The 13,469-nt window shown below is 35.3% G+C and carries 13 protein-coding genes and 1 pseudogene; 2 read left to right on the top strand and 12 right to left on the bottom strand.

The features are described 5' to 3' along the window. Positions 1-8 precede the first annotated feature (8 nt). The 4 genes and pseudogenes from GGR22_RS11240 to GGR22_RS11225 all read right to left on the bottom strand — a co-directional run bounded on the left by GGR22_RS11240 (position 9) and on the right by GGR22_RS11225 (position 5,196). Positions 9-974: a Gfo/Idh/MocA family protein gene (locus GGR22_RS11240; RefSeq protein ID WP_182493743.1), complete on the bottom strand. Its 966-nt coding sequence runs from the start codon at positions 972-974 to the stop codon at positions 9-11. 96 nt (positions 975-1,070) lie between these two features. After that, positions 1,071-1,794: pseudogene (locus tag GGR22_RS11235) on the bottom strand (LytR/AlgR family response regulator transcription factor). Between the two features lie 2 nt (positions 1,795-1,796). Further along, complete coding sequence (locus GGR22_RS11230; protein WP_182493742.1) at positions 1,797-2,885, bottom strand: sensor histidine kinase; 1,089 nt, start codon at positions 2,883-2,885, stop codon at positions 1,797-1,799. Positions 2,886-3,012: 127 nt separating this feature from the next. After that, entirely contained in the window at positions 3,013-5,196 is a 2,184-nt protein-coding gene (locus tag GGR22_RS11225; protein ID WP_182493741.1) for a prolyl oligopeptidase family serine peptidase, read from the bottom strand. 364 nt (positions 5,197-5,560) lie between these two features. Between GGR22_RS11225 and GGR22_RS11220 the strand changes: the two genes are divergently transcribed. Further along, entirely contained in the window at positions 5,561-6,202 is a 642-nt protein-coding gene (locus GGR22_RS11220; protein ID WP_182493740.1) for a protein-L-isoaspartate(D-aspartate) O-methyltransferase, read from the top strand. Between the two features lie 3 nt (positions 6,203-6,205). On the opposite strand, the gene GGR22_RS11215 is transcribed toward GGR22_RS11220, so the two are convergent. The 4 genes from GGR22_RS11215 to GGR22_RS11200 form a co-directional block, all read right to left on the bottom strand. Further along, a complete protein-coding gene (locus tag GGR22_RS11215; RefSeq protein ID WP_182494018.1) occupies positions 6,206-7,252 on the bottom strand; it encodes a Fic family protein in 1,047 nt (348 codons plus the stop codon). 57 nt (positions 7,253-7,309) lie between these two features. Further along, the gene (gene smpB / locus GGR22_RS11210; protein ID WP_182493739.1) at positions 7,310-7,765 is read right to left on the bottom strand and encodes an SsrA-binding protein SmpB; all 456 of its coding nucleotides are present in this window, start codon (positions 7,763-7,765) and stop codon (positions 7,310-7,312) included. A gap of 93 nt (positions 7,766-7,858) precedes the next feature. Then, positions 7,859-8,407, bottom strand: coding sequence for a GNAT family N-acetyltransferase (locus GGR22_RS11205; protein ID WP_182493738.1), 549 nt, complete (start codon positions 8,405-8,407; stop codon positions 7,859-7,861). Between the two features lie 5 nt (positions 8,408-8,412). Then, positions 8,413-8,904: a phosphoglycerate mutase family protein gene (locus GGR22_RS11200; RefSeq protein ID WP_182493737.1), complete on the bottom strand. Its 492-nt coding sequence runs from the start codon at positions 8,902-8,904 to the stop codon at positions 8,413-8,415. Between the two features lie 47 nt (positions 8,905-8,951). Here GGR22_RS11200 and GGR22_RS11195 point away from each other — a divergent pair, with 47 nt between their 5' ends. After that, entirely contained in the window at positions 8,952-9,182 is a 231-nt protein-coding gene (locus GGR22_RS11195; RefSeq protein WP_182493736.1) for a VF530 family protein, read from the top strand. Between the two features lies 1 nt (position 9,183). On the opposite strand, the gene GGR22_RS11190 is transcribed toward GGR22_RS11195, so the two are convergent. From GGR22_RS11190 to GGR22_RS11175, 4 genes are all read right to left on the bottom strand, one after another. Then, complete coding sequence (locus GGR22_RS11190; protein WP_182493735.1) at positions 9,184-10,734, bottom strand: hypothetical protein; 1,551 nt, start codon at positions 10,732-10,734, stop codon at positions 9,184-9,186. A gap of 10 nt (positions 10,735-10,744) precedes the next feature. Then, positions 10,745-11,905, bottom strand: a complete 1,161-nt coding sequence (locus tag GGR22_RS11185; RefSeq protein WP_182493734.1) for an ABC transporter ATP-binding protein — start codon at positions 11,903-11,905, stop codon at positions 10,745-10,747. 55 nt (positions 11,906-11,960) lie between these two features. Next, on the bottom strand, positions 11,961-12,515 hold the full coding sequence (locus GGR22_RS11180) for a DUF3575 domain-containing protein (RefSeq protein ID WP_182493733.1): 555 nt from the start codon (positions 12,513-12,515) through the stop codon (positions 11,961-11,963). Positions 12,516-12,604: 89 nt separating this feature from the next. Beyond that, the gene (locus tag GGR22_RS11175) at positions 12,605-13,453 is read right to left on the bottom strand and encodes an aldose 1-epimerase family protein (protein ID WP_182493732.1); all 849 of its coding nucleotides are present in this window, start codon (positions 13,451-13,453) and stop codon (positions 12,605-12,607) included. Positions 13,454-13,469 lie beyond the last annotated feature (16 nt).

Raw genomic sequence — 13,469 nt, 5'->3', positions numbered from 1 at the left:
GTTGGATATTATTTTTTGAAGCAGTCGATGATTTGATAGGCAACTCTCAAGGCTTCAGTTCCGTCTTCCAAAGTAACAATTGGCGTCGTGTTGTTGTTGATCGCGTCGGCAAAAGTTTCTAATTCGTCGAGAATAGCATTGTTTCCTTCTACATCAGGATTGTCAAAATAGATTTGTTTTTTTACGCCTTCGGCATTTTGTAGGATCATATCGAAATCGCCTGGAATTTCTGGCGCGTCTTTCATCTTTACGACTTCGCATTTCTTTTCAAGAAAATCTACAGAGATGTAGGCGTCTTTTTGGAAGAAGCGCGATTTGCGCATATTTTTCAGGGAAATACGGCTCGAAGTTAAGTTAGCAACACAGCCGTTCTCGAACTCGATTCGGGCATTGGCAATATCTGGAGTATCAGAAATTACGGAAACGCCGCTAGCATTTATGTTTTTGACTTTTGATTTCACGACGCTCAAGATAGCATCGATATCATGGATCATCAAGTCTAAAACAACGGGAACATCGGTACCGCGAGGATTAAATTCCGCTAGACGATGCGTCTCGATAAACATCGGATTTTCGATCATTTCCTTTGTTGCTTTAAACGCGGGATTGAATCTTTCTACGTGCCCGACTTGGCCTTTTACGTTAAATTCTTTGGCTAAAGCGATGATTTCTTCGGCTTCTTCAACCGTATTGGAAATAGGCTTTTCAAGAAAAACGTGCTTGCCTGATTTTATCGCGACCTTGGCACATTTATAATGGGAAAGGGTAGGAGTTACAATGTCGACAACATCTACAGCATGGATGAGTTTTGCAATAGTATCGAATTTTGTATAGCCAAATTCTTTGGCTACTTTTTCGGCATTTTCTTGATTGGGGTCATAAAAGCCTACTAATTCGTATTTTTCAGATTGTTGTAATAAACGCAAATGAATTTTTCCTAGATGGCCAGCACCTAATACTCCAACTTTTAGCATATAAATGTATTTTCCACAAAAATAACATTAATTGTTTAAAGATTAAAGTTTAAGTAGCTACAAACGCATAAAATATTTGAAGTAGTTTAATGTAAATTACAAGCTCATTTTCTCTTTGAAGTTATTGGTTTGTCTCCTAGAGATTTCCACTTTTGTTTCTTTGGGCATGTGCACGAGCAGATTGCCGCTAAACCAAGGGTCGATTTTACCGATATATTCCATGTTGATGATTTGGTTTCTGTTGGCACGGAAGAAGTAATCTTCTGGCAGTTTTTCTTCGATCTGGTTTAAGGGACTTGCTGATTATTGCTTTTTCGTCTTGGAAAAAGATTTTGGTATAATTTCCATCAACTTCAAACAAATAGATATCTGCTATTTTTACGAGCCAACATTTTTCTCCGTCTCTCAAAAAAATCTGGTTGTTTAGCGTAAGCTTCTTGCTGTTCTTTTCTTCTTTTTCGATAAGATTGGCGCTTACTTTTTCGATAGCTCGAGCAAATCTTTTTGGATTGATTGGTTTTAAGAGATAGTCTAAAGCGTTGTATTCAAAGGATTTGATCGCATATTCGTCAAAAGCAGTCGTGAATACGGTGATGGGAACTCTGTCGAGCATTTCTAACAGTTCGAAGCCATCTTTTTCGGGCATGTTGATGTCTAAAAAAAGCAGATCGGGCTGCACGTTATTTATAAGCTGGAAGCCTGAATCAACGTTTTCTGCTTCTCCGATAATTTCAATTTCGGGATGGTTTTTAATCAACTCTTTTAGCTCATTTCTGGCTAAACGGGAATCTTCTACTATGACGGCTTTTATCTTTTTCATGTTTAAAAAATTGGAATCTTGATTTCTGCAACGACTTGATTTTCTATTTCCTGTAATTTAAAATTAGCGTTTTCTCCATAAATCAACTGCAGTCTTTTTTCAATATTTTTTATGCCTAATTGGGTGGATTCTTTTTCGATGGTTAGTGTGCCTGTGTTGGCTACTATAATTGCTAGCGTCTTGTTTTCGTGTTTGATATCTAATACAATTTCTCCGCCCTCTTTTAATTTTGATATTCCGTGTTTTACTGCGTTTTCGACCAGCATTTGTATGATCATGGGCGGAATTTCTAATTTTAGTAATCCGGGATCGATTTTAGAAGTAAACTTTAGGCGGTCTTCGAGTTGTATTCTAGAAATCTCGATGAAATTTTCTACCATTTCGATTTCTTCTTCTAATGCAATCGTATTGATGTCGTTTTTGGTCAGGGAATATCGAAGCATTTCAGATAACCGGGTAATCATTTCCCTAGATTTTATAGGGTTTTCAAGAATCAAGCCGCGAATATTGTTTAAGCTGTTAAACATAAAATGCGGATTAATTTGTCCTTTTAGGGAATTCAACTGTGATTCTTTTAGGGATGATTCTAATTCTATTTTTGTGAATTTCACCTCATTTATATATTCGTACACTTTGATTGCCAGTATGATAGATAGCCATACTAAAAAGGCAACGGTGAACGGAGGAACATTTGTCAATTTCATAAACAATGTCATGAGGCCGTTGTTGTTTGATCCGAAATAATAGGTGGCAGGTATGTCTAATAATGGCCATAATGCTATGTGATAAATGGTCTGTGCTAGCGCAAAAACTAGGAATAAATTCCACCAATCTCTTTTTTTTAGATTAGACAAATTCAATCTAGTTTCTAGAAATACTAGTATGATATAGGATAATACAAATCCTAACATTGCACATATAAAGCCTTCGAGAAACGTGTAGTATATAAGATTTAATTCTTTAGGCTTGAATTTATTCATAAATGAAAAATCCCGATAAGAAATCTTATTAATAGTCAACGTGCTGAAAATATATAATTGCCAGCCTAAAAAGTTTAATAGGTTGTATTTGCCGCTTTTTATTAGTTTCATCAATTAGTTCGTTACATTAAGCATTCTAGTGCCGCACCCGCTAAGTATAATAGTATTGAAATCATCTTTTTTAGGTATTATATACCTTTGGCAAAGCGTTGCTCCGCCAAAGGTACTAGATTAAAAATTATTTTGTTGGTTGGAAATCCGGATGTCCGACTTGCCAGAATGCAAAGCTCAATACATCGGCGATTTCTTCGTATGATTTTAACTTGGAAGCACCTCCAAAGTGTCCTGCCTCATAATCTACTTTCAATAAGGTAGGTTTGTCTGAAGCATTAGCTTCTAATAATCGGGCCGCGAATTTTGCAGGTGACCACACGATGATTCTCGGATCATTAAATCCTGCTGTTGTTAATGTTGCTGGATATTTCACGCCGTCTTTTAATTGCAGATAAGAGTCCATTTCGATAAGTGCTTTTGCTTCTTCTTTAACTTTCATGGTTCCAAATTCTGGCATGTTGGCTGGTCCGTTTGGCGTATTTTCTCCTCGAACCGTGTTCATGCTTCCAACACCAGGAATAGCAACTGCATATAAGTCTGGTCTTTCTGTTATTGCTCTTCCAACGAAAATTCCTCCCGCGCTTCTGCTGTAGATGGCTGTTTTTGTTGGATTAGTATAGCCTTCATTAATCATGTATTCTGTGCAGGCAATAACGTCTTTCCATGTATTTTGTTTGGTCGTTTTTTGCCCGGCCAAATGCCATTTTTCGCCTAATTCACCACCACCTCTAACATGAGCCACTGCCAAGATACCACCGCGTTCTACCCATAAAAGCAATTCTGGATTGAAGGAAGGTGTGATTGACATTCCATACGCTCCATAACCGTAAAATAAAACTGGATTTTTTTTGTCTTTTTTGATACCTTTTTTGTAGATGATAGACAAAGGAACTTCAACACCATCATGAGATTTTACCATAAGCTCTTCAACTTCAAAGTTTTCAAATTCAGGATATTCGATGATCGTAGAAAGCTGTTCTCTTTTGAAAGTATTCGCCTTTAAATCATATCTATATCTTTCTCCTTTGTTTGTCCATCCCGTCGTTGTTACCCAGACATCAGAAAATTTATTTCCTCTGGTGCTTACAAATATTGATGCAGATTTTTTTGGTGTTGTAATTTCTCTATGTTTTTTACCTTCAAAATCAGTAAAATAAAGCTTGCTTTCAATTCCGTTTCGGGTTCTGGTGTAAAAGATGCCATCTTTAGAAAGCACCATAGAGTTTAGGTTCGAATCGTTATTTTCAGGAATTACAAGCGTAGCAGTAGCCAAATTCGGATTAGCGATACTTGTTTTTACAACCTTAAATTTTGGTGCATTTAAAGTCGTATACATGTAAATATCTTTGTCGCTGAAAGCAAAACCTTTGACCTCGTCTTTCCTGTCGGTCAATAATTTCCAGCTTATTTTTGGCTTGTTTAGATCAGCGCCTTGTGCTAGAAATACTTTTTGATTCGTATCTACCGAATAAGGCGAAAAGAAAAGCAGATCGCTATCAACATCGTAGCCTACAAAAGGAATTTCTTCTTCTGCAATATTCAATTCAGGATACATGGCTTTTGAGAAAACAAGTTTGTCTTTTGAAACATCTGTCCCTATACTATGAACTTTTGTTCTTACGTCCATTTGCGCCTTCATATCATGGATATCATCTGTAGGCGATTGAATATAAAGAAACGATTTGTCGTCTTTCAGCCAGTTAGCGCCTCCGAATCTTAATTTGTCAATTTTGTCCGATAAGATTGTGTTATCGGCTGTATTCATAAGGATCATCTCGCTCATTTCGCCTCCATTTTTGGAGATATTTATGGCGATTAATTTTCCGCTTTTGTTAGGAGAAAAAGTGCTGACATTAAAAACATCTTTACCGTTCTTTTGATAGCTTTCTGGGTCAAAAATCAGAGTTTCTTTTCCTTTTAGACCATTTCTTTTATAAAGCTTTGCAACTTGATCTTTTGGAGTTGTTTTGAGGTAGAAATACGTTCCATCGTCCATAATCTGCAAAGTCGAAATACTTTCGGTTGTACGATTATCAATCGAAGCCAGTTCATCAATGATTTTTTGTTTCCCTGGAATAGAATTCAGGATAGAATTCGTATAATTAGCTTGGCTTTTCATCCAAGAAAGTGTCTGCTCATTTTTTAGGTCTTCCAGATTACGATATTTGTCTTCAATTTTAATTCCGAAATAATCCTCCGTTACAGGAACAGAAGGAGCTTTAGCTGGTTTGTTTTGACCAAAAGAATTTGTTGAAAAGGCAAATCCGATTGTCAGGATGGCGATTTTTTTTAAGGTGGTTGTTTTCATGATTGGTTTCTGTTGGTTAAAGTTCGTTTTTGATGATTGATGATTGAAGTTTAGTTTAGTATAAAGTACTTTACAACGGTAAATCCGACTGCAAAACCAAATACTAATGCTCCCAAAATTTTTACTGTACTTTTTGTTTTAGTGTCCATTTTTTTTATTTTTTAGTGATTGATACTTCAAAAGTAATAGTGTTTCGAAGTAAAATATTTAGAAAAATGACGAACGGTTTATAAACCATTTAAGCGGTAATCTATTTCTTTGATTGCTAATTTCAATACAGTTTTTGTTCGGAAAACATTCATGAAGAAGGCTATTAAAATAGATTTTACTTTCTTATTTTTACCAAAAATAATTCCTCCAAATTTTGAAAGATACAGCCAAACATCAAGGACTTCGAAATCAATTAGTAACTGTTCTGCAGCAGAAAGGCATTACAGATAAAAACGTTCTGGAAGCGATTAAAAAAATTCCAAGACATTTGTTTTTGAATTCGAGTTTTGAAGATTATGCGTATCAAGACAAAGCTTTTCCCATTGGTGCCGGGCAGACGATTTCACAGCCGTATACGGTTGCTTTTCAGTCACAATTACTAGAAGTGCAGAAAGATCATAAAATTTTAGAGATCGGAACTGGTTCTGGCTATCAGACAGCGGTTTTATGCACTATGGGTGCTAAAGTATATAGTGTAGAAAGACAAAATGAATTGTTCAAGACGACTTCATTGTTATTGCCGAAATTAGGCATCCGTCCAAAGCATTTGTCTTTTGGAGACGGCTATAAAGGACTTCCGAATTATGCACCGTTTGACAGTATCATAGTAACGGCTGGCGCTCCGATTATTCCAAAGCCACTTATGGCACAATTAAAAATAGGAGGGAAACTTGTCATTCCTTTGGGTGAAGAGCATCAAATTATGACCATGCTAATCCGTAAAAACGAAACTCAATTTGAAAAGCACGAATTCGGAGAATTCCGATTCGTGCCTCTGTTAGAAAATAAAAATTGATAGCTATTGCCCAATAATACTCAAGTATCGTTCTAGGCTTTCTTTTTCGATTTGGGCAATAAAAAGGAGAAAATCTTCTTTGTTAGAAGTTGTCTGCGCCTTTTCAAGAGCTTGGTAATATTGCATTCTGCTATCATAATCTCCTTTGATATTGGCAATTATGTAACCATGCGAAAGCAAGATTAGATTCATAACTAAACGAGAAGTTCTTCCGTTTCTATCTATAAAAGGATGAATGGTAACGAGCCGTTCATGCATTTCTCCTGCTAAAATAACCGGATGAAGCGCATTTTTATTGGTTTCATACCAGATGAAATAGTCTTCCATCTGTTTTGCTACCATATAAGGTTGTGGCGGCATATGCGTGCTGCCTTTTATCATCACTTGAACTTTTCTATAGCGCCCTGCATCTTCTGGATGTATTCCTCTCAAGATTAGGTTGTGAATACTTAAAATTTCCCTTTCGTTTAAAAGGGCATTTTTTTCCATCAATTGTTTTATGTAGGCAATAGCTTCTTGATGGTTGATGGCTTCAAGATGTTCGCGCATGCTTTTTCCTGAAACGGTTAATCCTTCGTTTATAACGAGGTCTGTTTCTCTTAAGGTTAGTGTGTTTCCTTCGATTCTATTGCTCTCAAAAGTGTATTCAAGTTCTAGAGCCTGTGTAATTCTATAACTGTCAAATTCTCGGAAAGTATCTAATTTTGATTTTAAGGCATCTATTTCTGCAAGAATCTTTTGAAGCGAGCTTGAAATCTTTTGTGTTGACTTTACCTGATAACGAATCTCTTCTTCTGCAACTTTCATGGCTTTTAAGGCAAATTCATCATTTCCAATCTCATAAAGGATTTTTTCTTTCAGCCAGGCGACCATTAGTGTTTCTAAATCAATTTCTAAAACATTGGCTAGTTTGAGGATCTGATCTCGCGTGGGTTTTCTGGTTCCTGTTTCAAATTTGCTTATAAGAGCCTGATCAATTCCTGTTTGCTGTGATACTTCCCGGACTTTCAGGTTCTTTGTTTCTCGTGCATTTTTAAGAAGTGTTTTTATTTTGAATTATTTTGTCTTGACAAATTTAGTCATTTATTCTTAAATAAAAAAAATCATTTATCGAAATGATTTTTTTATTCTGTCCAAATCTCTTTTGGTATCTTGTTCTTTGAGAGATTCTCTTTTATCATAGGTTTTTTTTCCTCGTGCTAGTCCAATATCGAGTTTTGCCATCCCTTTTTCGTTTGTAAACAGTTTTAAAGGCACTATGGTCAATCCTTTTGCTTGTACGTTTTTTGCGAGTGTTTTCAGTTCTCTTTTATTGAGAAGTAATTTTCTTTCGCTTCGCGCTTTATGATTAAACTGGTTACCGAACGCATATTCTTCGATATACATATTTATAGCAAAAAGCTCATCATTGTTAAACTCACAGAAGCTTTCGGTAATATTAGCCTTTCCCAAGCGGATAGATTTGATTTCTGTTCCGGTCAAGACGATTCCCGCCGTATATTTTTCAATTATTTCATAATCGAAACGGGCTCTTTTGTTCAGTATATTAATTGTTTTCAACATAGGAATGCAAATGTAGCAACATTTGGAGGAAACCACAATTAAGCTTAAGAAATTGTTATGTAAAATAATCCAAGAAGTTACTAAAGAGGATTCTTATTTTTCCAAAAGAGAATAAATTACAGTATCTTGGAATTCTCCATCATAATAAAAGTTTTCTCGAAAGTGCGCTTCTTTTAAAAAGCCGGTTTTCTGCAATAATTTTTCAGAACCTATATTTCTTGGATCAATTACTGCTTCAATAGAATGTAATTTCATTTTTTCAAAACCGTACTTTATTGCTTCTATAAGCGCTTCTTTCATAATTCCTTTTCCATGTGAATTTGGGTGTAATATATAGCCGACTTCACCTCTGAAGTTTTCAGGTTGCATTCTGAAAAAACCAATCATTCCGATAAGCTTATCGTCTTCTTTCAAAGCAATTGCCCAATTTATGAGCTCTTTATTGCCAATTGCCTGATTGGTTTCGTTTATAAATTTTTCGGCATCCTCAATAGTTTTTGCTAAAGGTCTAGGGATGTATTTCATTGTTTCTGGATTAGATCGTATATCTAAAACCTCAGCCGCATCTTCTAGACGGATTTTTCTTAATATAAGGTTTTCGGTTTCTAAAACTGGAAAAGGAGAGAAGTCAAATTGTAGCATTCGGATTAATTTAAAGGAAATATCAATTCTGAAGTTATTTTAGTGTTATTGGCTTTAATGACATAAAGATTTCCAAAATCTGATTCAGGTATATCGGAATATTTTTGTTCTCCTAGGAGCTTGTTGATATAGTTTGGAATTGTATTGCTGTGCCCCACTATTACAATTGTCTTGCCTTCGTTTTCTGAAATTATCTTTTTTAAATCCATTGCTTCGGGTTTATAAAAAATAATATCTTTTTGTTTTGTTGTGGCAATAGCAGAACATGTTTGCTGTGTTCTTCGATACATAGTCGTATAAAAAACGTCGATAGGTGTTTTTTCAAAGTATTTCGCCCAATTTAGGGCTCGTTCTATTCCGGCTTGAGAAAGTTCAGGATTGCTCGAATTGTCTGCCTTTTCAGCATGCCTGATCAAAAAGACAGTAGTTTCTTTATTTTGAGCTGCAAGCTGTTGCATAATTGTCAGGATTGCTATAAGGCAGAATTTTTTCATCATTTTTCATATAAAATTAAACTAATTTTCCAATTGCTTATTTTTGCAGTATGGAAAATAAACAACAAAACAATCCGCTTCACGGAATTACGCTTCAGAAGATGCTGGAGCAGCTAGTAGCTTTCTATGGATTCGATACTTTAGGCGAATTGATAAAAATCAAATGCTTTACTGAAAATCCGAGCATTAAGTCAAGTCTTACCTTTTTAAGAAAGACCGATTGGGCCAGGACTAAAGTTGAAAATTTGTATATCAAGACCCTTCCAAAATTTCCGAAATAGTTTAAGCTTCTGCAATTCCTTTCCACTTTTTTATCTGAATCGAGATTATAAGTAAAAAGATAAAGACAAAAAGAATATTTAAAGTGATGGCGTCATGAAAATGTTGCTCCATCCATTCTACTTGTGGAAATTGTTTCGCTTTTGAGTTGTATATGTATACATAATCATTGTACCCACTTGTTTCCTTGATAATCTCAAATACAAGAAAATACAACAAGGGTATAAATCCGGGCATGATCCATAAAATTTGATTTAAGGTTATTCCGGATATTCCTTTGCTTTCTTTTATTTTTAGAATAATGACAAAATGGAGCAGCAGCGATAAAAATACTAACATACAAATGATAGGAAAAGTAACAGAACCGCCTATGATTACAGAAAATATACCAGTAATGATTCCGACTACCCCAAGCGAAACAAAAGCAATCAGCCAATTTTTTCCAGAAGTAACCTTAAATGAAAAAACAGCCAAGGACAAGCCGATGGAAAGATAAATGAAGCTCAAGATAAAGTCAAAATCAACATCAGGATTTTCATAAGCATTTGAAATCTTGCCATAAGATTTTGCCAATGCATTATACGGGACATAATATTTTGAATATACAAATTCTTGTCCGTTAACAATTTTTATAGTCTTTGATAAGGTATCAATAGCCGCATTTTCAGGAGAATCCACAGTTTCTACAGCATAATCATAGTTGTTGTCTACACCATCATAATAATTGTAAATCGGATCGTTTTCGGTATGTGCTCTCCCTACAGTAATATACTTTGTAAATTCAGGATAATCATAAATCAATTCGGTCCATTTTTCAGGAGTAATATTTGAAGTAAGGTTATGTTCTTTCGATAATTTGAAAAACTCTCCGAACAGCCATTGTACGGAATCTTTTTTGTTTTCTACAAGCCATCGTTTGGCTTTGAGTTCTATCAATGAATCTTTTAGGCCTGTAAAGTAATTAAAGCTCCTCATCTGCTTATTCAGAAGCGATTTTAGAGAATAATTTCTATTGACATATTTAAAAGAATCTCTCTCTATACGAACGCTTTTGCCATTTATTTCTTCTATTGTAAAGTTACTTTCTTCAAAGGCACCTTCAACAAACAGCGAAGAAAGTGTTATGGTTTCTAAACGTTTGCTGATTTCTTCTTCCGAATAATAATTTCTGGCTCTGAGGTCTTTTGCATAAAAAAACGAAACAGCATATGTTGCATTCAAGGTACAAAACAAAAGTATCAAGAGCCATTCCTTAAATAGCGATAATTTATTTTTAGGATAAAAAGACTTGAACGCATTGTTGCGGGAATAATAGACGAGCCAGATGATAAACATAAGTATGGTTATCAAGACGCTTACGGATATTGTAGTGAAGCTGTCAGTTCCGTAGCTATAATAATCATTAGAATCTGTAAAATCGATTTCTCCTTTTGAAAATCCCAAAAGAAAAAATATGATATGAAAAAATAGCGCCAGTGTAGCGAAAACTATAACCTTGCTGTTCCAAAGTAACGGATGATTGAGCAGCAATTTTTGTTGTATATTTTTAAACATAGTGATGAGTTTAGGAAACGAAAAATCTTCGTGTTGATTTTGAAATATTTCTGAAATACTGGAGCGGAATCTGTTTTTCTGTAATTATTCTTAAGAAGTCATAAGAGCTCATTTCAGAAGAAAATGTTGCTATAAAAGTACCTCCATTAAATTTAAGAGAAATTAATTTTCCAGAAAATGCCTCGTTCAATTGGTTCTGTGACCATTCGCTTTCGAACTCAATGATAAGGTGTTCTTCAGTTTTTTCTTCATTTTCAGCCGAAGATTTAGCGTGAAGGTTTTTCTGTTCCCCATTTTTTAAGAAAATCACCTGGTCGGAAGTTTTTTCTACTTCATACAGCTGCTGAGAGCTCAGTACAATTCCAATTGGACGGAATGGCGATTTTGCAATAGCCCTAAAATCCTCTAAAACGGTTTGCTGGGCAAGTATGTCAAGGTTGGCCAAGGGCTCATCAATCAGCAATATTTTTGGTTTCCTCAAAAGCATTCTTGCCAATTCAAAACGCATTTTATATCCAGAGGATAGGTCTTTCCAGCGATGATTTCTGTATTTCCTTAGATTTAGCCTGGCAATAATTAATTCTACAACAAGCTTGTTTTCTTCAGGTTTATAGCCATAGCTTGATGCCGTAAATTGAAGGTTTTCAAACATCGAACCGTACCAAGTAGCAGTTCTTTGCGGGATATAGACTAGCTGGGTTCTTAGCTCGAATAGATCTTTGAAGTGAAACGTGTAGTTTAATTCCCCATCTGTAGCGAATAATTCACCGCAAAGGAGACGCAAAAGAGTTGTTTTTCCGTTGCCATTTTCACCAACCAAGCCGAGAATTCCTCCTTGGCTTAAATCCAAATTAATAGGACCAAGGGAAAAACTTGCAGTATTATATGACTTTTTGATGTTTTTTGCAGAAACAAGAATTTGTTTTTCAGGTATTGGCTTGCTACTTAAATATCGGTGAAGCTCGTCAAGTAGTAAGCTAAAACGCTGTTTCTTTGCCTCAATATTATTTTCATTCTGATCCAGCCAATCTAATAAATCATTGGTCTTTTGATAAAAGGAAATATTTTCGGTGTCCAGCGTTAGGTCGATTATTCTTTTGGTGAGAAGTGAATAATCTTCAAAATCCAAGAAACTTTTGATTTCCTGAAACTGTTTCTCAAATTCTGTCATGATATATCTGTCTATTGTATATCAAATATAACAGAATAATCTTTCAAATAGTATATTAGTTTATTTTATACGCAATCATAAGGCCGCCTCGATATAAAATCCATTCGCCGCTTTTGTTGTAATCATGAACCCAAGTATCATAACGTTCTCCAGTGGATAGTAAATAACCTTTATAAAATGCCTCTTGATGCCCGCCACCTACAAATAAATCCAGCGCCCATTTATCGCTCACTTTCCATTGATAGCCAATAGTGACTCCCAACATATAGTTTAAACCTTTTTGGTAAAAATCGGTATCCTTATAACCATATTTTTGTAACTCGAATACGCCTCCGCTAATATTACCGCCAACATACAATCCGTTATTTTTTTCATTAAAATGATACCTCACTTCGGGAGTTAGTATGAAGGCTTTGAACGGGGCTCCGTTTACAGATTCCCAAAAAGAAGCAGTAGCATCCACCTGCAGGGTCATTTTTTTGCCAATGCTTGTTTCAACACCAATATTCGGGATTAGCGCTAAAGCTGTAGCTCCATTAAATTTGACGTAAGTCTGGCTGTATGAAAGGGAAACACTTAGCAGGAAGAAGAGGGACAGGTATTTTTTCATTTTACTGTAAATCGGAATTTTTTTGCAAATGTAACGATGATAATGATTTGTACGACTTTGTTAACTAAATTTAATTTGACTGCAAAGCATTAAAAGATTTTGATTCCGAAAGAAGTTTCAAAGGCCTCTTTTTCATTGAGGATGATAATTCCTTCTTTTTTGAATAAGTCACCCGTGCTTGCAATAGTGTCGGAATAACCATACCAAGGCTCGATACATAAAAAAGGAGCTTTGTCCTTTGTCCATAGCCCAAGATTTGGAAATTTTCCTAACTGTATTTCTACTTTTGGAACATTATTTTCAAGGATTTGGATTTTGTCGGAAGCAAGTTTCTTGATAATCAAAGCGTCGTTTGCAAATAAAGAATAGGCAAGCGGAAGCTGATTTTCAGTCAGCTCAAAAGTAGTTGTTTCCTCCGAGAGCAAATCTTCTTTTAATGAGTAGCTTATGATTGATTCGTCATTTTCAAATCGCAAAGAATAGTTTTCAAAGTTATTCGGAAGCGCAAAAGCTGGATGGCCCCCGATAGAAAAAGGCATTTTTGATATTCCTTTATTGAAAACTTCATATTGTAGTATCAACGAATCGTTATCAAGGATATAAATTACTCTCAGTTCAAAATCGAAAGGATAGTTTTCTAATGTTTCTTTCGAAGATGATAAAGAAAATACTGCCTTATTTTTAGTAACCTCGCTCACAAGAAATTCATTATCTCTAGCAAACCCATGTCTGGAAAGATGGTATTGCTTGTCATTATAATTGTAGCTATTGTTCTTAAGAGTCCCAACAATTGGAAAGAGAATAGGAGAGTGCTTTCCCCAAAACTCAGGATTTCCTTCCCAAATAAATTCCTTGCTGTCTTTTTTCAGCGAAATTAATTCAGCTCCTTTGGTATTGATTGTCGCAGTTAGTGTATCGTTTGTAAGGGTAATATTCATTTTTGTATAATTTAAA

This window comes from Flavobacterium gossypii, from assembly GCF_014138495.1.
GTDB classification, from domain to species: domain Bacteria; phylum Bacteroidota; class Bacteroidia; order Flavobacteriales; family Flavobacteriaceae; genus Flavobacterium; species Flavobacterium endophyticum.
This window is presented reverse-complemented; position numbering and strand designations above follow the sequence as displayed.

Excerpts from the sequence above, each read along its gene's own strand:
- GGR22_RS11240 (WP_182493743.1), bottom strand. The coding sequence starts at position 974 with ATGCTAAAAGTTGGAGTATTAGGTGCTGGCCATCTAGGAAAAATTCAT.
- GGR22_RS11230 (WP_182493742.1), bottom strand. The coding sequence starts at position 2,885 with ATGAAACTAATAAAAAGCGGCAAATACAACCTATTAAACTTTTTAGGC.
- GGR22_RS11225 (WP_182493741.1), bottom strand. The coding sequence starts at position 5,196 with ATGAAAACAACCACCTTAAAAAAAATCGCCATCCTGACAATCGGATTT.
- smpB (WP_182493739.1), bottom strand. The coding sequence starts at position 7,765 with ATGTTGAAAACAATTAATATACTGAACAAAAGAGCCCGTTTCGATTAT.
- GGR22_RS11205 (WP_182493738.1), bottom strand. The coding sequence starts at position 8,407 with ATGCTACAATTTGACTTCTCTCCTTTTCCAGTTTTAGAAACCGAAAAC.
- GGR22_RS11200 (WP_182493737.1), bottom strand. The coding sequence starts at position 8,904 with ATGATGAAAAAATTCTGCCTTATAGCAATCCTGACAATTATGCAACAG.
- GGR22_RS11195 (WP_182493736.1), top strand. The coding sequence starts at position 8,952 with ATGGAAAATAAACAACAAAACAATCCGCTTCACGGAATTACGCTTCAG.
- GGR22_RS11190 (WP_182493735.1), bottom strand. The coding sequence starts at position 10,734 with ATGTTTAAAAATATACAACAAAAATTGCTGCTCAATCATCCGTTACTT.
- GGR22_RS11185 (WP_182493734.1), bottom strand. The coding sequence starts at position 11,905 with ATGACAGAATTTGAGAAACAGTTTCAGGAAATCAAAAGTTTCTTGGAT.
- GGR22_RS11180 (WP_182493733.1), bottom strand. The coding sequence starts at position 12,515 with ATGAAAAAATACCTGTCCCTCTTCTTCCTGCTAAGTGTTTCCCTTTCA.
- GGR22_RS11175 (WP_182493732.1), bottom strand. The coding sequence starts at position 13,453 with ATGAATATTACCCTTACAAACGATACACTAACTGCGACAATCAATACC.